Raw genomic sequence first — 19,194 nt, 5'->3', positions numbered from 1 at the left:
CTCTTTTACAGTTCCGCTTTTAATACATCCTGACCGATCTGAATGTCGCCCAATTGCACAGGCTGAACTGCACGATAATCGGCTGTATTGGTAACTACCATAGCTGTAGTGATGTCATATTCCTTCGCAATTTCATCAAGTTCAAACGTAAGCATAAGATCTCCGGCTTGCACGCGAGTACCTGATGTAACATGGGATTCGAAATACTGTCCACGCAGTTTCACAGTGTTGATTCCGACATGAATCAGTAATTCCATCCCCTCGTCACTGCGAACGACAATCGCATGTTTTGTTTTGAATACATTCATTACCGTTCCTGTAACTGGAGATACGAGTTCACCGATCGAAGGCACGAAAGCAACACCTTTACCCATCAATTCATCTCCAAAGGTAGGATCATTAACTTCTTGCAGTGGGATTGCTTTTCCTGTCATTGGTGCAACTGCTGTTGCGTTACTTGTAGGTGCTGGTGCACCCATGTCGTCTACGTCTACTGTTTCAGCATTTGCAGGTGTATTTTTGTTTGAAGCTGTGTTGCTCGGAGAGAATTGAGCCAATGCTTCAGCATCGCCTTCTTCCTCCTTAATACCGAATACGACAGACATGATCGTTCCTACAATAAACGCTAGCGCCATACCACCTAATGAATACCAGAAGGTTTGTCCGATCAACGATGGAAGTCCCGGAAGACCACCGTTACCTGCAAGGACATATGCTTTAGCACCAAATGCGAGAGCGAATCCACCACCCACTGCGCTACCAATCATCGCTGCAGCAAAAGGTTTTTTGTATTTCATGTTTACGCCGTACATTGCAGGCTCGGTTACACCCATGAGAGCCGTGAAGCTTGTTGACAAGGCAACGGTTTTAAGTTTTTTGTCCTTCGCACGGAAGAATACACCCAATGTTGCACCCGCCTGACCCATATTGGAGATGAACGTCAGTGGCAAGAACTTATCGAAGCCCAATGTTGCAATGTTACTCAAGATGATGGGTACTAACGCATAGTGCATTCCCGTCATGATGATCAACGCCATCGCGCCGCCCAACACAATACCCGCGATCAGGCCACCTTCATTCAGCAACCAGTTAATACCGCCCGACAAACCGTTACCTACAAAGGTTCCCAGAGGACCAATCGCAATTAACGTCACCGGAACCATCACAAGCAAGGTAATTAGAGGTACAAGCAACAATTTCAGTGCTGCTGGGATGATGCGGTCAACCCATTTCTCTACATAGGACATCAGCCATACCGCAAGTAAAATCGGAATAACCGATGAAGCATAACTTACAGCTGTTACTGGAATACCGAGAAACGCAACCGATTCGCCACTAGATAGTAACGCTGTCATATCTGGATACATTAGTGCCGTACCCAGCGCAATCGCTACAAACGGGTTACTGCCGAATTTACGAGCAGCACTTACTGCGATGAGTAGCGGTAAGTAGTGGAATACCCCATCACCAATAGCTGAGAGAATCCGATATACATCTGTTCCCGCTGTCATCCAGCCCACAGATACAAACAGAGCAAGCAATCCTTTGAGCATACCCGCCGCTGTAATGGCTGGCAGCATCGGGGCAAATACACCCGCAATCGTCTCAAAAATGTTAAGAATGATGTTTTTGTTTTTATCTGGCTTAGGCTGTTTCGTCTCTGAACTTTGCCCAATGGCTGGATGATCCTTGACCATTGCATCAAATACTTTAGATACATCATTACCAATGATTACTTGGAACTGATCACCAGAGATATTCGTGCCCATGACTTTATCTAGTTGATTTAGGGAACCATTATCCACTTTGTCGTTATCTTTCAGATCAAAACGTAACCGTGTGACGCAATGATATACCGAGTTAATATTGTCTGTACCCCCGACGGCTTTGATGATTCCCTGTGCCGTTTCCTGATGTTTCATATGGAGCTCCTCCTCATTTTTCCAATAAAAAATACCCGAACGAATACAACGCAGATTTCTGACGTCATCTCATTCGGGTATTGCCTGATTGAACAGTAACAAGCCCAGTAATATTCAATTGTTGTTACTACAACTGGTGTATGGTGCAATAGATGTGAGTCATTTATCTATCTCGCTTGGTCTTCATCAACCGCTCCAGGTGGAGCGTCAGATATAACTGCTCCGAATGTGTCATGTCATACTGATAGTTCTTATGGATAAAAGCTTCAATCTTACCAATACATTTGAAGGTTTCCGGATAGTTTTTCCGAACGACCTCGTACAAATACTCTTCTGCATCATCATGTGACGAATGTGTAATGACCCGCTGACAGAAATATTTCAAATGTGTGATGAACCGGAAATAGTTAACACTATCTTCATCCAATTCTACATTAAAGTGATATTTGATAATATTCATGATCTCCTGAAGCAACTGCATCAGATGGGTGACATCATTCATTGAATCATTGACTTCTGCATTAATGAAATGCAAAGCGATATTGCAAATTTCATCCTTAGGAAACTCGATATCCAGTCGTTCCTTGAGCAAGGTTAATGCTTCTCTAGCCACATCGTACTCTGCCTTATAGAAATGCTGTACTTCCCACGAGAGTGGATTACGCGTAATCATGCCGTTTTCCATCCGCTGAACGGCAAAATGAATATGATCTGACAGGGAGACGTAAATTCCGTCACTGATCGTTTTATTCAGCTGCGTCCGCGCAAGCGTCACGATATCATCCGTTGCCTGCAGAATTTCAATGGGCACTTCCGCCACGATGGATTTGAATCTCTCATAAATCGATGTATCCTGAAGACGAAACACCTTTTCAATTCGCTCTTCGTCAATCTCATCGCCAGCTTTAAACTTAAATCCGATACCCCGGCCGAGGATCAGCAATTCCTGATTTTTATCATCCACTGTGCTGACGATATTGTTGTTAAATATCTGTTTGATAATCATAATGGACCCACCTGCTTTATTTTGAGACATAAAAAAGGGCAAAACCAAAACAGAAATAATAAAATCATTTCCATAGTGGTTTTGCCCGCTTTACCGGTAACAAGCCTCGGATATAATTTATCACAAGCTGAAAACGGTGTCAACAGAAATTCCTGCCACTGTCTGTACTTTTATAATATTTACATTTTGATGTAGGAACAAACACCTAAAACCCATCATTCTTAGAGAAGCCTCAAGCTCAGACCCACAGATTTTAATGGCGATCCATTGAAAATCTCGTCTAATTCAAAATATAGATTGGACGATTGAAAGTCATGGAAAGTGAGTAAACAACGGATGATCGCTTATACTGGTGTCTAATCATCTTGAAACCACATAAAAGCCCTTCTCACGAAGGGCTTTAGTACTATTGCTTAAACGTTACATTAATCTCTACAATCTCAGAGCGACTGCTTGTCCGAATTGGAGGTCCCCAGAAGCCATATCCAGAGGTCACAATGGAATGCATATCACCCTTTTGCAGATAACCCCAGTCATTCTCGTAGATCGCTGCTGTGATGAACTGTGCCGGCGCAATCTGTCCTCGATGCGTGTGACCTGATACAACGAGATCCACATGGTTTTGCTCCGCAATATCCAGATCATACGGCTGGTGATCCAACATGATCACCGGTTGACTTAGATCCGTATCCTGCATCAATGTCGCTACTTCAGCACGATCCTTCTCTGTTCGATCCTTACGTCCAATAAGCGTGATTTTATCATCTAACATAATCTTATCATCGTATAATACTTGCATATTACTCTTCTCTAACGCCGCGATGAGATCTTCAATCGGCCCATCAAACTTATCATGGTTACCCAAGGAAGCGTAGACTCCATAAGGTGCTTTGATGTCACGAATAATATCTGCAATCCCACTATTCAGATACATGTCCAGATTGTCATCAATAATGTCACCAGGGTATAACACCAGATCCGGCTGGAGCGCATTAATTTCCTCTACCATACGCTTCGCATGAGCTGGGCCTGATAACAGTCCAAAGTGCATATCTGCTGCCATCACGATCTTGAGTTTGTCCATACCCTCAACCTTTTTATCCACCTGGATACTATACTGTCTAACGACTGGGCTATACGCATTGAAAATACCGTATCCTAATGTAGACAGAAGCAGAATCAGCGTAACCACACCGCCCCATTTATGTGCGTGATGTCTTGGAATACGAGTTAAGCGTAGTAACCAAAGTACTAAATGGGCAACAGGCAAAATGATTAATAACAAAGAGAAGATAGCGAGCCAGTATGAACCGATAATGCTCAAAAATGAAATGTTACCAAACATTCTCGCCAAAATAAACGACAGTGACAGGAACACCAGTACAATGATGTACAGCAAACGGAATCTGGCTGCCACAACAGGCTTCATCCAGCTCCAACCGCTCCATCCTATGTAGAACACTAAAAGACCATATACAAGCAAAAACAATATACCTACAAGTACAAACATGCCAAGCTTAACCCCCACGTCAAATTAAGTATAAGTTGTTATTTGAATCAAATAGACAAATTTCACCTCTATACATGAGTATAACGTAGTTAATGGGGTCGACGCATCTATTTACCTCAAGTAGTTGCGTACATTTTATTACAATTTGATGATACTTAAATTCAAACATTCTTCGACCATGATGTTAAACATAAAAAAACACCCTAGTTCCTTCATGAGTCTGTACTCATGAAGGAACAGAAGGATGTCCTTTTGCTGTATAAATGGAGTTAATTCATTTTAAGTACCATCTATAACATATATTTATTCGTTCGTGTCCATCCATTGGAAGTGGAATGAACCTTCTTTGTCCACGCGTTGGAACGTGTGTGCACCGAAGTAGTCACGTTGTGCTTGCAGCAGGTTTGCAGGCAAACGCTCTGTGCGGTAGCTATCGTAGTAGGATAGCGCGCTGGAGAAGCCAGGAACCGGAATTCCTTGTTGTACAGCGGCAGCTACGACTTCACGCCATGCGCCTTGGTAAGATTCAACGATATTTTGGAAGTATGGATCTAAGAGCAGGTTTTTGAGCGCTGCATCTTTATCGTATGCTTCTTTGATGTTTTGCAAGAACTGTGAACGGATGATGCAGCCACCACGGAAGATCATAGCGATGCTACCGTATTTCAGATCCCAGCCGTACTCATCGGATGCAGCACGCATCTGAGCGAAGCCTTGAGCATAAGATACGATTTTACTTGCGAACAGTGCTTTACGCACATTCTCAATGAATGCTTTTTGTCGCCAGAGAATGCTTCTGTCGCAGGACCATGCAGAATTTTGCTTGCTGCCACGCGCTCGTCTTTCATCGCAGACAAGAAACGGGAGAATACGGATTCGGTAATCATGGACAGCGGTACGCCGAGATCAAGCGCGCTTTGGCTTGTCCATTTACCTGTTCCTTTTTGTCCAGCTGCATCCAAGATCACGTCGACCATTGGTTTACCGGTTTCTGGATCGTATTTGGAGAAGATGTCTGCTGTAATTTCGATCAGGTAGCTGTCCAGCTCACCTTGGTTCCATTCTGTGAAGATCTCATGTAGCTCTTCTACAGAGACGTTCAATACGGATTTGAGCAAGTGGTAGGCTTCACCAATCAATTGCATATCTCCGTATTCAATCCCATTGTGAACCATTTTAACATAATGTCCTGCACCGTCTGGTCCGATATATGTGCTGCAAGCATCGTCGCCAACTTTAGCCGAGATTGCTGTCAGAATCGGTTCAACTAAGGCATACGCACTTTCTTGACCACCTGGCATAATTGCTGGGCCTTTCAAAGCACCTTCTTCACCACCGGATACACCTGCGCCGATAAAGCGGAATCCTTTTTCCTCCAGCTCTTTGCTGCGGCGTTGAGTATCAGGGAAGTACGCATTACCACCATCAATGATAATGTCTCCTTGGTCTAGGTAAGGAAGCAATTGTTCAATTGTGGCATCTGTTGCTTTACCCGCTTGAACCATGATCAGGATTTTGCGCGGGGATTCCAGAGATGCTACGAACTCTTCAATTGAGAACGTACCGATTAGGTTTTTCCCCTCAGCTTCTTTCAAGAGGTCATGCGTTTTCTCAGGTGAACGGTTAAATACCGATACAGAAAACCCTTTACTCTCGATATTGAAAGCCAAGTTTTTACCCATTACTGCCAATCCAATAACACCAATCTGTTGTTTACTCATTATGTCCTCCCGAAGTCCATGTTTATATTTTTATCTCAATCTAACATTCTTATCAGACCTTATTGTACTGTTTTTTTCCAGTCTGCTGCGAATTTCTCCATACCTTGATCTGTCAGTGGGTGTTTGGAAATCTGCTCAATGACAGAGAATGGAACTGTAGCGATATGAGCACCAGCCATTGCTACACGTGTAACGTGATCCGGATGTCTAACAGACGCTGCAATGATCTGTGCATCCAAGTTATGTGTACGGAACAACTCAGCAACTTTGGCAACCAGTTGTACTCCATCTTCTGAGATATCATCCAGACGTCCCAAGAACGGAGATACATATGTTGCGCCGGCACGAGCCGCCAGAAGCGCTTGGTTAACAGTGAAGATCAGTGTAACGTTTGTTTTTACACCTTTCTCCGTCAAATAACGGCAAGCTTCCAAACCTGCGAGTGTCATTGGCAGTTTAATTGTTATGTTTTTGTCGTTATTGTTGATTTTGATCAACTCATTCGCTTGTGCAATCATTTCTTCTGCAGTAAGAGCATCTGGAGTAACCTCAGCAGATACGGACTCAACCGTTGGCACTTCACGCAAAATCTCTTCAATGCGATCCTCAAACTTAATGCCTTCTTTGGCAACCAAAGATGGGTTAGTTGTTACGCCTGAAAGTACACCAATTTTATACGCTTTTTTGATATCCTCTAAGTTTGCTGTATCGATGAAAAATTTCATGGTTAATTCCCTCCATTAAGATGATTTTTAGTGTCCAACAGAGCCATTCCAACCTATCCTTCGAAGTGGCTCGTTGGTTGAATACATGTGTTAGGTATTACAGGTTGCCATTCACTGCCAAAGGAACATCCGTTACGGATGTTGTATCCTGATCAGTCGGCTCGTCAAACCACCAATGGTGGCCTTCGGCCGCAAGCATCGCATCTGATTCTGCTGGACCGTAACTTCCTGCAGGATATAAGTGAAGAGGTAACAGATTCTCAGTAAAAGCATCCAAAATCGGTTGCACCCAAGCCCATGACAACTCAACTTCATCCCAGTGTGCGAAGAATGTTGGATCGCCATGCAATGCATCATGAATCAAGTTCTCATACGCTTCGGCTAGATCTTCGCGATCAGGAGAAAGATCAATGTGTACTGGCTTGAAGTCTCCCTTATTCTGCGGATCACTTGCATTCAGTTGCAATGTCATACTTTGATCAGGACTCATCTCAATGACAAGCAAATTAGGTTTGGAGCCGTTGCTCTTGACTCCATGAGCTTGACCGGATGGTTCTTTGAATTCAATGACGATGCGTGTGGATTTCTCCTTCATTCTTTTACCCGTACGGATGTAGAATGGAACACCACGCCAGAAGAAATCATCAATTTGTAGCTTCGCAGCGATGAACGTATCGTTCATGGTGTTCTCAGCTACACCTGGTTCAGCAGTATAAGCATTAACAGGTTTGCCTTGGATGCTTCCCTCTGCATATTGTCCACGGATTACGCTCGCTCCAACCGTTTGTTTTTGCAAAGGTAAGATGGATTCCATAATATGCTTTTTCTTCAAGCCTACTTTTTCCGGTGTGCTGTTGTAAGGAAGCTGGATCGCCATCATCATCAGCAATTGCAGCATGTGATTCTGGAACATATCCCGCACTGCACCTACATGATCATAATAAGATGCCCGTTCCTCTACACCTACTGTCTCGTTGGCTGTAATCTGCACATTCGAGATGTAGCGATTGTTCCACAACGCCTTCATAATTGGATTACTTTGATGCAGTGTCTCCAAGCGTTGTACCATCGGTTTACCCAGATAATGGTCAATCCGATAAATTTCTTCCTCAGTGAAAGACTCACTCAAGTTGCGATTAAGATCACGAGCAGACTGGAGATCATGTCCGAATGGCTTCTCAATAACAAGACGTTTCCAGCCTTCTGTTGAGCCTAAGCCGCTCTCTTGGATATTCTGCGCAATTGGCTCGAAGAATTCCGGTCCAACGGAGAGGTAAAACAAACGGTTGGAAGGAATGCTCAGCTCAGCTTCTCTCTTCTGAACAAGATCTAACAACTTTATATAATCTTCCTTATGGCTTATATTCAATACACTGTAGCGAAAAGCTTTTACAAAAGACTTCACTTGTGCCGGATCAGCCTGGCGTCTGGAAAACTCATGAAGCGACTTTTCCACTTGTGCCTGAAAGAATTCATCAGACCATTCTCTACGACCTAAGCCAATCAAGGAGAAAGATTCTGGAAGCTTCTGCTCAATGTATAAATTATATAATGCAGGATATATTTTTCTTTTGGCTAAATCGCCAGTAGCACCAAACAAAATTAGGGATGTTGGTTCCATCTCACTATCTCCTTCCAAGTAACTCTGGTTTCTTTGCTGTAGTTACACTATAATACGTTTTATAGCCATACAAGTAATTAATATATTTCACAGGAGCTATAGACCATATCTATGACAACAAATTATGAATTATATAAGGTGTTTTATTGGGCTGCCAAAACGGGAAGTTTAACTCAAGCGGCAAAAGTACTATACATTACGCAACCAAGTGTCAGTCATGCGATCAAGCAGCTTGAAGAAAGCTTTGGTTTAACATTGTTTTACCGTAACTCCAAAGGTGTCGCGCTGACGCAAGAGGGCATGAGCCTGTACTCTTACATTGAACAGTCACAGATTCTAATATCTCTGGCTGAGGAAAAGATGGCTGCATTAAAAAGCTTGGATAGCGGTGAGCTTAGAATTGGCGGTAGTGATTCCCTGTTTAAACATTACATGTTGTCTTATCTCGAAGAATTTCACGTTCTATATCCAAACATCAAGCTGCATCTAAGCCACGGAACCACGCCGGAAGTGATCACATTTCTAAAAGAGGGTAAAATCGATCTAGGCGTTGTCCGCATGCCAATTGTTGACCCTCAATTAGAAGTAAGAGAAAGTATTCAGCTCAAGGATTGTTTCGTCGCTGGGGAGCGCTATGCTGAACTTAAAGACAAGGTGCTGTCTCTGGAGATGCTGCTTGAACATCAGTTGATTCTCTTCTCTCGGAATAGCCGGGTACGGATGGCCATCACGGAATTGTTTAATTCCTATGGCTATACGCTTAAACCGGAAATTGAGGTAGGTAGTGTCGATCTCCTCATTGAGCTGGCAAGGCGGGGGCTAGGAATCTCATATGTAACTCGGGAGTTTATATCCAAGGAACTGGAGGAAGGCTCATTGTTCGAAATTCAGCTGGATGTGTCCTTACCTCCTTCCCACGTCGGAATTATGACCAAGCGCAATATGCCTACTTCTCTGGTAACGAACCGCTTCATGGATCTAATCTTCAAATCGTAACTTAGTCAAAAACGAACATTTATGCGCAAAAGAGTGCCCTATCATCCTAAGCAGCAGGATAATAAAGCACTCTTTTGTTATTCCCATTATGATATCTCAATGGTGTTACTATTCGATCTTGATTTGACAGTTCGCTTATCTATTGGCTTACCAAATACGATGCATCAAGGATGACAGCCACTCGTCCATTGCCCAGAATTGTTGCACCAGACAGATGGTTCATTGCCCCTAGATACGATCCTAGACTCTTAATAACAACTTCTTGATTGCCCATGATTTCGTCCACAGCAAAAGCCGCGGTTTTGTCCACAGAGCGAACGATAATGAGAGGAATCGTCTTGGATTCCCGGCTTGTGGGCGGATAATTCAGTTTATCCCGCAACCAATGGAACGGCACAATACGTCCATGATTCAAGATAGCTAGCTGCCCTTGTATCGTTTGAATGTCTTCTGGAGCGATGCGAACGATCTCCGCAATATTGTACATTGGGATGATCAATACACGACCCGAAACTTTAACAAGTAAGCCTTTGATAATCGCAAGCGTAAGAGGTAACCGGATGGTGAATGTCGTTCCTTTACCAGGCTCCGTGTCAATGTCAATAATGCCGTTCAGTCGACCAATCTGGCTTCTCACAATGTCCATACCCACTCCGCGGCCTGAAACCTCACTCACCGAGGAAGCGGTAGAGAATCCTGGTTCAAAGATGAGATGAACTGCTTCCTGCTCTGTCAGATGTGAGGCTTGCTCCTCCGTAATTAAGCCCTTGCTTAACGCAGAAGCTTTAATTCGTTCACCGTCAATGCCTTTACCATCATCCGAGTATCGGATAACGACATGATTTTCCTCGTGAAATGAGGTAAGTGTGATTTTTCCTTTGGTGGGTTTACCCTGTTGCTCTCGAATCTCTCGACTCTCAATGCCATGATCTGCACTGTTTCGAATCAAGTGAATCAATGGGTCACTCAATTCCTCAATAATCATCCGATCAAGCTCTGTCTCTCCGCCTTGAATAATCAGTTCCAATTCTTTACCCAGCTTCTGGGATAGATCACGAACTAGACGTGGGAAACGACTGAATAGTTGATCAATAGGCAGCATACGTGTCTTCATTACGCCTTCTTGCAGCTCCTTGATCACTCTGCCCATATGATCCGAGACACCGCCAATGCTCTGCATTAACGGCGAAGGGGTACTACGTGCCCCTTCGCCACTCAGATCAGCAAGTGAGGTCTGGTCAATGAGTAGTTCTCCGACCAGATTCATCAGATGATCCAGACGCTCAACGTTTACTCTTACGGTAGGTTGGGTACCTTTGTTACGGTCGTCCGAGAGTGATTTTTCCGCAGATGGGTTAACAAGACCTGCTTCAGCTATCTCCTGAACAACCATTGGTTCGTTAGGAACCACGGCCAACTCTCTAGCATACGCCTCTATGACCACACCCTGCACATCTGACTCATTGGAGAGTTCTGCCTGCATAACCTGTGGGTTGTCTGCAATTGCCGCCACAATAACACAATTGGTGTATCGATCATCGTCTTCCCCACTAGCTACTTGATCTGCCAGAGAAGCTGCAATGATTGTACCCCCATGTTCTTCAATTCTCTGCCTCAAAATAAAGTATCTTGCGGCCTTCATCATACAAGCCGTTTCCAACGTAATTCGAATGGAGAAAAGCTGACGCCCCGCATCTACAGCCTCTTGTGCAACTAACCATTCCGACTTCTTAAGCTCGGGAGCCTTCACTGGCTCCATAACGACGGGCTTTTGAATAAGGGATTGGATCTCCGCAACCACGCTCTTAAAATTCTGAAATGGCTGACCACTAATGTACTGATCCCGTAGCACCTTCATTGCATCTAGAGAACGGAACAGCGTATCTATAAGCACCGAATTTATCTCAGGCTTCTTGTCACGCACCCATTCCAGTGCAAACTCCACCTCATGGGTTAGATCACTTAGTTCCCTAAAGTCCATGGTTGAAGCTGATCCTTTAATGGTATGCGCTGCACGGAAAAGCGTCTGAACAAGCTCAACCGATGGAGAACGTTCCAGTTCCAACAGCGATTGATCCATGCGCTCCAACTGATCATTTAATTCCTCTATGAAGATGTCGCGGTAGGCAGATAAATCCATCATTTCATGTTCCCCTCCCTATCCGCCCAATATTTCTTCTAATTTCAAAATGCCCACAAGTTGGTCTTCACGTTGTCCAACACCAAGAAAGACGGCTTCTCGGCTTCGGGCATGCCCGCTCGTCGGAGGATGAATTTCATTATACGTAGTCACTTTGTTGACTTTATCGACAATAAGTCCCACATATTCCTCCTGATAACGGACAACAATAATTCGTGTTGATCTTGTATCCGGCTCATCAGGCATTCCTAACAGATTGCGTAAACTCACTACACATACAACCTTACCTCTAAGATTAACAACACCTTTTACCTCCGGACGGCTGTAAGGAATATCTGTAATACTAAGCATTTTAATAATTTCATGAATCTCTTCAATCCGGATCGCGCAGGTTTCAGCCCCAACGGATAGTTCAATGTACTGCTCTTGCTGAAGTGAAGACATCTGGTCACCTCTGTTTGATATGATTATTGAGTCTTAAATGCAGATGCGGAATGAGCCAGCTCTTCAGCCAGGTGTGCCAGTGATTGACATGTTGCAGCAGTTTCCTCTGAAGCCGCAGCGGATTCCTCACTAGATGCTGAGATTGATTCAACAGAGCTCATCACTTCTGCTGCCTGTGCCGCTTCCTCTTCGCACGCAGCCGCAATTTCGTTTACTTTGTGTGAAGAATTATTGACCATCTCAATAATCTGATCAAATGCTTGTCCTGTCATGGAGGATTGCTCCACGCTATCTGCTACTGCACGAACACTCTGTCTTGTATTTTCTTGCATCACTTTAATAATGTTCGTGATCTCTTTCGTTGCTTCACCGCTTCGTTCTGCGAGTTTACGTACTTCATCGGCTACAACTGCAAACCCACGTCCTTGTTCGCCTGCCCGAGCCGCTTCAATGGCTGCGTTCAGTGCAAGTAGATTCGTCTGCTCTGCGATATCATCAATCACTTCAATGATGTCACCAATTTTGCGAGAATCTTCTTCTAACTGTGACATTTTGACATTCACAGCCTGCATGCCTTCGAGTGAAGTTTGCACGACATGTCCACCTTCACGTGCTGTTTTCACGGTATCATTGGACAGCTCTGCCGCTTCTTCAGCACTTGCTGCAACGGAGTTAATGGCAAGGGAAAGCTCCTTGAACAGTTCAGAAATATTCGCTGCCTCGCTCGACTGACTTGTGCTTGTGCTTGCAATTTCTTGTGTACTTGCTGAGATTTGCTCAGATGATGCAGCAACACTTTGTGAGTTCATTACAATGCTGTCGATCAATGTTTTCAAGTTATCGACCATGCGATTCAGAGCTTGGGCTAGTTGTCCCACTTCATCTTGGGATGAAATATTGGACTTGAGGGTAAGATTACCGCCCGCTACTTCTCTTGCCAAGTCCACCATGGACAATAACGGCTTGGAAATGGAACGTGAAATAATATATCCGATTAATACACTAAAGATCACTGCTAGAACAACTAAAATGATGGTTACCATAAAAGCAGAAGAATATGCCGCTTCTGACTTGGCATTAGCTTCTGAAGCTAAGCTTACATTCGTATCCACAAGGTCTGACAACAGCTGTACAACAATATCACCAGAAGGCTTTAATGTTTCTCTAAGAAAACGGGTAAATTCAGCGGAATTATCTGCAAGAGCTAGGTTCGCTCCTTGGTCAAATAATTTTAAATAGCTTGCATATTGTGTATCGAAGTTGCGAAGAAGGTCACTCTCTTGAGGAGTAGTAGCTAATGGACGATAGACATTGATATGTTCATCAAGCGTTTGACGAATTGAAGTGATATTATCCATAATTCTAGTTTGTTCAGCGTCAATGGATTCTGTGTTGAGGTCACGCACACCTACACGCATCCGTTGATAATCTACTTGTGCTGCTGATATTTCTCGTACAGAGATGAGATTGTTGTTGTACATTTCTTGCATGCGTTCGTTCGTACTTCTCAATGTAATGACTGAATAAATCCCGAGTGCTGCCAGAATCATGGACACAATTAAAAATGCTGAAATAATCTTTGTTGCTGTCTTCAAATTACCGAACCACTTCATCTAATCTCCTCCTAGGCATCTTCGTGTCCAGTTATGTATTTATTGCGTCTGTAACCCCTTCCCCCGGGCAACGCTCTAGACAACTTACGATTTATTTCGACATTACTATCAAAAATGTGAATAGAAGATTTGTAATTATTAAATTTTTCGCTATTACGAAAAAAATAAAAGATTCTATAGCACCTTTCTTTTTGTAAAATAAAATCTAAATATCCATAAAATTAGACACTAATTGTTCGTAATCACGAAAATCTAAACAACTATTAAATTCATTAACATTTTAAATATATCTGTAATTCAATCTGATGTAAGGTATTTAGAATCACTTATACCAAGCACAAAGACCTACATACACTCAAAAGCAAACCCCATGTGCAAATTAGCGGTTGTGCATTTCTGTGACTTTGGATTCAGGTTAGAATTTCAAATTCCATCCAATTGAGATGATATCTTCATAGATGACAAAAAAATCAAACTCTTCTAAAGAGTTTGATTCTCTGTTCTTATAAGTTATAGAATTGAGTCTTAGCTACTAAACTAAGATGAAGATGAAGACGAAGATTGCTCAAACCAATGTTCCAGTTCTTTCAATCGACTTTTGATTCGCTGTGGAATGAGTGTAAACAACTGATCCCATGGCATAAAGGTTTCCAGCTTCAAGTGGTATTCTTCAAACACCATTGCAGGGATAAACGATTTACTTAATAGATATTTCTGCACACGGGCATCAATCTCAGCATTTGTTTCAAAATAGTCCTGGAATAACTCATTGACTAACAAACCATCACACCCAGCCTTCGCTCCTGCTGCACTATATAAGTCTGGCAACAGTTCAAATACGACAGGTAAAGGTGAAAAAGCATGCTTGCCCGGTTGTGAGTACAGAAACACCTGATTGTCGACAACATTCATTCGATCCTTCAACATGCCACGGAGTACTTTACCATGAAAACTGGCTTCACAATCCACGACTTCACCGTCGTGACCAACATAGATCCATACATGTTCCATTTCGTACAAATGTCCAATCTCATAATCCCACCAGATGGCATATTCAATAACATATTGCACTGCCTCCATCGGAAAATCGATCTCTCTTCTGAATGATGGAGATGCTCCGGGACGCTCCAAAACTGAAATCCCTACAAAGTCTGGATAAAAGGGTTCATTCAGATCAAACATTAGAACTGGTGCATATTTTGCAGCGATTTCCAGTATATCTGCCTCTGCCATTGCCATAGTCTAGCCCTCCACTTTCTAAGTTAATTGAGTAACTTGATGACCGAAAAAAATGATATATGCCAACTATTCTAACAGAGAAATATGTACTTTTAAATTAATTTACACGCCTTCTATTCCATTTCTTATGTAACCCACACGATTCAAAATCAAGAAAAAGACCCGTATCTGGATGCTATCCCAGTTGACGAGTCTATGTATTACTATCATATAAGTGAGATTTAAGTTTTTGATGATTTGTCTGATTTGGATGCTTTGGATGGTTGACTGGACTGGCCTAATACTGAGTCTCCACAACCAATCGGTGGACCAAGAATTGCATCATTTTGAATGGAGGCAACCGCCTTGGAATAGGCTTCCTCGTCGATACAATACGCGCGATGCGCCACCTCAGGCGGCGTTGCGGCAAGGAAGTCCGCACCAAGCACAATGTCAGGTGTTGGCACATCAAAAATAGTGAGCAAATGCACATCATCTGTATCTGCCACAAACCAGTGAAACCACCCTTTAGGAAAGATTGCCACTTGCCCAGGTGTTAGATGGTAACTGATTCGTTTACGGGTAAATGGGTCAAATACAGAGGTTGTTATCTCTCCGCTAATTAGCACAATCATCTCTGTGGTATTCGTGTGCCAATGTGGCTGCACAATTATACCCTTGCTCATGTGAACGTTGAAGAAACCATTTTTGATGGTAGGTAGCTGTTCTCCAAACAACTGAGTTACATAATTCCGTGGATCCCGCTTGTAGTTCAACACGGCTGTTGAATCCCCTGCTAACTGTACGTTCGGAGCCTGTAATATAGGATCGATCATGCCGTTTCCTCCTTCTACACATTCATCTCATTGTGTACTTTATGTTGCATATAGCGATTTTAAAACTAGAAAAATGGAACTCCATTCGTCGCCATGCCAAAAAAATGTTGAAATTCAAAAAAGTCTGGTTCATGGAACCAGACTTTTATTAATATGTTCGTCAGCATGGTTGAAGTTTGAAACATATCAGAATCAATCAGAGCTGATTCATGTAGTTCGCGATTGAAGTTCCGGGATCAGCTAAAAATGCTTCAAGCGCAACAACATTCTCGTACTCTTGGTGCTCAATATCATAGAATCCAATACACTTCTGACTAGGATGCCATACCATAATTAAATGCGAGTATTGATCCAATTCCGAGGAGATGCGAAGCAGCTTCTGTCTACCCATTTTCATCTCAACAGTATCTACAAGATTAAATATGTCAACATACTGGACGTTGGACTCATTCTCAGCAATTTCAATCCGCCGTGGTGCTTCGGATAGAAACGTAATTAACTCTTTCGGCAACTTGTATGGCTTCAACGCCAGCAACCTATTGCTGAGGTCATGGAATTCCTTCGGTTCAAGTGATTTCAGATACTCCGCCATTTCTTCATTTTTATGACTAAGCGCAATAGTGTATGCCCGTTCTCCATCCTTCTCCTGAATCGTTACATCGGCACCATGCTCCACCAAATATCGCACCATCTTCATGTTATTCGATCTTGCCGCTACCGTGAGCGGTGTCGCTTTGTACGGATAGACCATATCTGGCTCATTATAGTTAATATCTACCCTTCATCTAGCAAATACTGGAGGGTCTTCATATCGTGATCAGCTACCGCTTTGCGTAAGGTTTTCCCGCCATATTTACGAATATCGAGTCCAAGCTCATTCAGGAGAGGGATGTTCTTTTTGTTACCATAATAAGCTTCATCATAAGCGCTTGATTTTACACGGTTAAGTCCGTTTAATTTCGCACCATTCTCGTACAAATACCTCACCATCTCTTCTCCACAACTTCTCACGGCCTTCAGGATCGCCGGATTATTTTTGGCATTAAGATTAACTCCGTGCGAGACTAACAACCTGACTACTGCCGGCTGATTGCTGATTAGAGCAAGATCAATAGGTGTCATAGCGGTGTATTGACTGAGTACAATCTCAGCCTCCAGATCCATGCCCTGTTCAATGAACTCTTCTACCGCAGCGGTATCTCCTTGGTAAATGGCCTGAGCTTGATCTGGCAATGTTTTGAACGTTCCTTGGTTTCCGATTTTGAACACAGATGTAACCTCCTATGAGAAAAGTAAAAATTACCATAATCACTCTCATAAGTTTATCACGTTACTCTTGACGATTGAATGCTTACACCTTATCCAGTAGCCTGCCTTTGAGCGTAGCGATAGTCATTGACTATGTCTTCAATCTTGTATTAGACCTACAGGCTCCGCGGGCAACATTTCCATACCATGCTCCAGAAGCTTAATCGGCTTTAACCGAGAAGTGATGACAGCCATAATGACCACAAACACTCCCCAATAATAAATAACAAAGCAATACCTCTGCCAGGTCCAACGCCAATAATGGAACCTAAGGTCGTAGAAAGGGCTCCCCCTTCAACAAGCAACGGATTAAACACACGATCTGCCAGGAAACCCGCTAGGCTATAAGATACGATAAATCCTAATTGAGAGAGAATTCCGATAATGCCCCATACCCTGCCCTGCTTTTCGTTAGCAATGTTGTTACGTACCAACACATCAGCACTCATATTCACAAAAGGAAGGGACGCCAGGAACAAGAATCCGGCAAAGATAATAAAGTAGAGATTCGTCGATACACCTATAAGGGAAAACGAAATACCTGACATAACTAAACCAATTACTAATACACTGGCATATTTCTTAGTCATTGTAAAAATACCAATGCACAGGCTGCTAATCAGCATACCGATTGCGCTAATGGATTGAAACATTCCCAACGTCTTGGCATCCGAGAACGATAGGATCATTGGACCGATGAGTGTTTCCAAGAATCCAAGATAGAACGTAACCATTGAAATAATGATGACGAGCAGCAGCACACCCTTATTCGTGGTCACTTCGAGCCAGCCTTCGATAAGATCTGTGAACCAAGGCTTCTCTTCCCTAGCATCTCGATCCACTTTGGTGCTTCTCCGAATGACAAGTACAGCCAGAATGGCGATAAGGAAGGTAAGCATATTAATGATTAAAATAACTTCAATTGAAGTGATCGTAAGTAGAATGCCTGCAATAATGGGTGATAATAGAAATTTGGAGGATTCAGCGAGCTGTAACAAGCCACTGCCTTTGGAAAATTGCTCTTTTGCCAACAGATCGGTAGCCGATGCTTTATAGGCAGGACTTTGAATAGCTGAAAATACAGAGCTGAATGCAACACCAACATAAATGTGCCACACCTCGATATTTCCTGTCATGATCATGGCTAAAATAAAGAGTAACCCTGTCGCAGACCCTAAATCTCCAATGACCATCATCGTTCGACGATCATATCGATCCGCGAGCACACCTCCAATTGGACGCAATAAGATATTTGGTAAAAAGGTGAACAAAGTAATTAGGGCTACCGAAGTCGCTGTACTCGTTTGTTCAAAAGCATAGACACCAAGTGAAAATGCCGTAAGTCCAATGCCGATTGTCGAGATCAGCTGCCCAAACCATACAATTAGAAATTTACCAAATGATTGATGTTCGGTGAATTCCATAGGATTACCCCCCCTAATTTAATTCATTCGGGCGATATCTCTCCATGATGTACGAGAAACTCCCTTTTTCCGCACCAAGTGTGCATTCCAGAATATACATAAACGCTTCGACTTTGCGTTGCAGTTCCTCCTCTGTCCACTGGAATATGCCCTGATCCAATAAAAACTGTGACGAGACTAGCAAAAACTCAACCACTTCTCTTGGCGCCGGAGTATGAAACACCCCTTCCCGAATGCCTTGTTCAATCACTTCTGTCAAGATCGGACTGAGCTGCAGAATCGTTTCCACCAAACTTTTCTGATGCATCTCTACGTTATGGACTTGGTGTAATTCTTCGATGAATTGTTCCTTGTTGCCCACATCCTGTCCTTGAGCTGTAATAATGTTAAAATCTTGGTATGTGCATCTAAAGAATCATCCTCCGCAATGCGCTTCGCTGCATTTACACCAACGGCGATAAAGCGCATCACGACGGCATTCATGACCTCTTCTTTGGATTGAAAATAATGATAAAACGTGCCTTTGGCGATATTCACCGCCTGTAAAATATCAATTATTGTCGTTTTGGTATACCCTTTCGCAATAAACAGTGTCTCGGCTGCATCCAATATTTCATTCCGACGCTCCTCTGGATTTTTGATGATCCTCATGTGTTCGACCTCCAATAGCATTAGACCGACTGTCGGTCTATTCTAGTCATAATTGTGCC

At 43.1% G+C, this 19,194-nt stretch carries 12 protein-coding genes and 3 pseudogenes; 1 reads left to right on the top strand and 14 read right to left on the bottom strand.

Annotated features, from left to right (window positions below):
- Positions 1–5 precede the first annotated feature (5 nt).
- From DMB88_RS12945 to zwf, 6 genes and pseudogenes are all read right to left on the bottom strand, one after another.
- Positions 6–1,922 (bottom strand): beta-glucoside-specific PTS transporter subunit IIABC, encoded by a 1,917-nt coding sequence (locus DMB88_RS12945; RefSeq protein WP_128101685.1) that lies wholly within the window; start codon positions 1,920–1,922, stop codon positions 6–8.
- A 163-nt stretch (positions 1,923–2,085) separates the two neighbouring features.
- Complete coding sequence (licT, locus tag DMB88_RS12940; protein WP_056689816.1) at positions 2,086–2,928, bottom strand: BglG family transcription antiterminator LicT; 843 nt, start codon at positions 2,926–2,928, stop codon at positions 2,086–2,088.
- Between the two features lie 406 nt (positions 2,929–3,334).
- On the bottom strand, positions 3,335–4,438 hold the full coding sequence (locus DMB88_RS12935; protein WP_128101684.1) for a metallophosphoesterase: 1,104 nt from the start codon (positions 4,436–4,438) through the stop codon (positions 3,335–3,337).
- Positions 4,439–4,741: 303 nt separating this feature from the next.
- Positions 4,742–6,120: pseudogene (gndA, locus tag DMB88_RS12930) on the bottom strand (NADP-dependent phosphogluconate dehydrogenase).
- A gap of 98 nt (positions 6,121–6,218) precedes the next feature.
- Entirely contained in the window at positions 6,219–6,884 is a 666-nt protein-coding gene (gene fsa, locus DMB88_RS12925; protein ID WP_056689807.1) for a fructose-6-phosphate aldolase, read from the bottom strand.
- A gap of 97 nt (positions 6,885–6,981) precedes the next feature.
- Positions 6,982–8,505, bottom strand: coding sequence for a glucose-6-phosphate dehydrogenase (gene zwf, locus DMB88_RS12920; RefSeq protein WP_128101683.1), 1,524 nt, complete (start codon positions 8,503–8,505; stop codon positions 6,982–6,984).
- A gap of 111 nt (positions 8,506–8,616) precedes the next feature.
- On the opposite strand from zwf, the gene DMB88_RS12915 reads away from it, so the two are divergent.
- Entirely contained in the window at positions 8,617–9,501 is an 885-nt protein-coding gene (locus DMB88_RS12915) for a LysR family transcriptional regulator (RefSeq protein WP_128101682.1), read from the top strand.
- Between the two features lie 139 nt (positions 9,502–9,640).
- Here DMB88_RS12915 and DMB88_RS12910 read toward each other — a convergent pair whose 3' ends face one another.
- From DMB88_RS12910 to DMB88_RS12875, 8 genes and pseudogenes are all read right to left on the bottom strand, one after another.
- Positions 9,641–11,644, bottom strand: a complete 2,004-nt coding sequence (locus DMB88_RS12910; RefSeq protein WP_128101681.1) for a chemotaxis protein CheA — start codon at positions 11,642–11,644, stop codon at positions 9,641–9,643.
- 15 nt (positions 11,645–11,659) lie between these two features.
- Entirely contained in the window at positions 11,660–12,085 is a 426-nt protein-coding gene (locus tag DMB88_RS12905; protein ID WP_128101680.1) for a chemotaxis protein CheW, read from the bottom strand.
- Positions 12,086–12,108: 23 nt separating this feature from the next.
- Entirely contained in the window at positions 12,109–13,698 is a 1,590-nt protein-coding gene (locus tag DMB88_RS12900) for a methyl-accepting chemotaxis protein (RefSeq protein ID WP_128101679.1), read from the bottom strand.
- Positions 13,699–14,235: 537 nt separating this feature from the next.
- Positions 14,236–14,937: a hypothetical protein gene (locus DMB88_RS12895; protein ID WP_128101678.1), complete on the bottom strand. Its 702-nt coding sequence runs from the start codon at positions 14,935–14,937 to the stop codon at positions 14,236–14,238.
- A gap of 221 nt (positions 14,938–15,158) precedes the next feature.
- Positions 15,159–15,752: a cupin domain-containing protein gene (locus DMB88_RS12890; protein ID WP_128101677.1), complete on the bottom strand. Its 594-nt coding sequence runs from the start codon at positions 15,750–15,752 to the stop codon at positions 15,159–15,161.
- Positions 15,753–15,948: 196 nt separating this feature from the next.
- A pseudogene (locus DMB88_RS12885) lies at positions 15,949–17,021 on the bottom strand (ankyrin repeat domain-containing protein).
- A gap of 209 nt (positions 17,022–17,230) precedes the next feature.
- Positions 17,231–18,484, bottom strand: a complete 1,254-nt coding sequence (locus DMB88_RS12880; protein ID WP_254438551.1) for an MFS transporter — start codon at positions 18,482–18,484, stop codon at positions 17,231–17,233.
- A gap of 13 nt (positions 18,485–18,497) precedes the next feature.
- Positions 18,498–19,135, bottom strand: a pseudogene (locus tag DMB88_RS12875) (TetR/AcrR family transcriptional regulator).
- Positions 19,136–19,194 lie beyond the last annotated feature (59 nt).

Origin of the sequence: Paenibacillus sp. DCT19 (assembly GCF_003268635.1) — a bacterium.
In the GTDB taxonomy this organism is placed as follows: Bacteria; Bacillota; Bacilli; order Paenibacillales; family Paenibacillaceae; genus Paenibacillus.
This window is presented reverse-complemented; position numbering and strand designations above follow the sequence as displayed.

Bases quoted from the DNA above. Each gene is read 5' to 3' on its own strand.
- DMB88_RS12945 (WP_128101685.1), bottom strand. From the start codon at position 1,922: ATGAAACATCAGGAAACGGCACAGGGAATCATCAAAGCCGTCGGGGGT.
- licT (WP_056689816.1), bottom strand. From the start codon at position 2,928: ATGATTATCAAACAGATATTTAACAACAATATCGTCAGCACAGTGGAT.
- DMB88_RS12935 (WP_128101684.1), bottom strand. From the start codon at position 4,438: ATGTTTGTACTTGTAGGTATATTGTTTTTGCTTGTATATGGTCTTTTA.
- fsa (WP_056689807.1), bottom strand. From the start codon at position 6,884: ATGAAATTTTTCATCGATACAGCAAACTTAGAGGATATCAAAAAAGCG.
- zwf (WP_128101683.1), bottom strand. From the start codon at position 8,505: ATGGAACCAACATCCCTAATTTTGTTTGGTGCTACTGGCGATTTAGCC.
- DMB88_RS12915 (WP_128101682.1), top strand. From the start codon at position 8,617: ATGACAACAAATTATGAATTATATAAGGTGTTTTATTGGGCTGCCAAA.
- DMB88_RS12910 (WP_128101681.1), bottom strand. From the start codon at position 11,644: ATGATGGATTTATCTGCCTACCGCGACATCTTCATAGAGGAATTAAAT.
- DMB88_RS12905 (WP_128101680.1), bottom strand. From the start codon at position 12,085: ATGTCTTCACTTCAGCAAGAGCAGTACATTGAACTATCCGTTGGGGCT.
- DMB88_RS12900 (WP_128101679.1), bottom strand. From the start codon at position 13,698: ATGAAGTGGTTCGGTAATTTGAAGACAGCAACAAAGATTATTTCAGCA.
- DMB88_RS12895 (WP_128101678.1), bottom strand. From the start codon at position 14,937: ATGGCAATGGCAGAGGCAGATATACTGGAAATCGCTGCAAAATATGCA.
- DMB88_RS12890 (WP_128101677.1), bottom strand. From the start codon at position 15,752: ATGATCGATCCTATATTACAGGCTCCGAACGTACAGTTAGCAGGGGAT.
- DMB88_RS12880 (WP_254438551.1), bottom strand. From the start codon at position 18,484: ATGGAATTCACCGAACATCAATCATTTGGTAAATTTCTAATTGTATGG.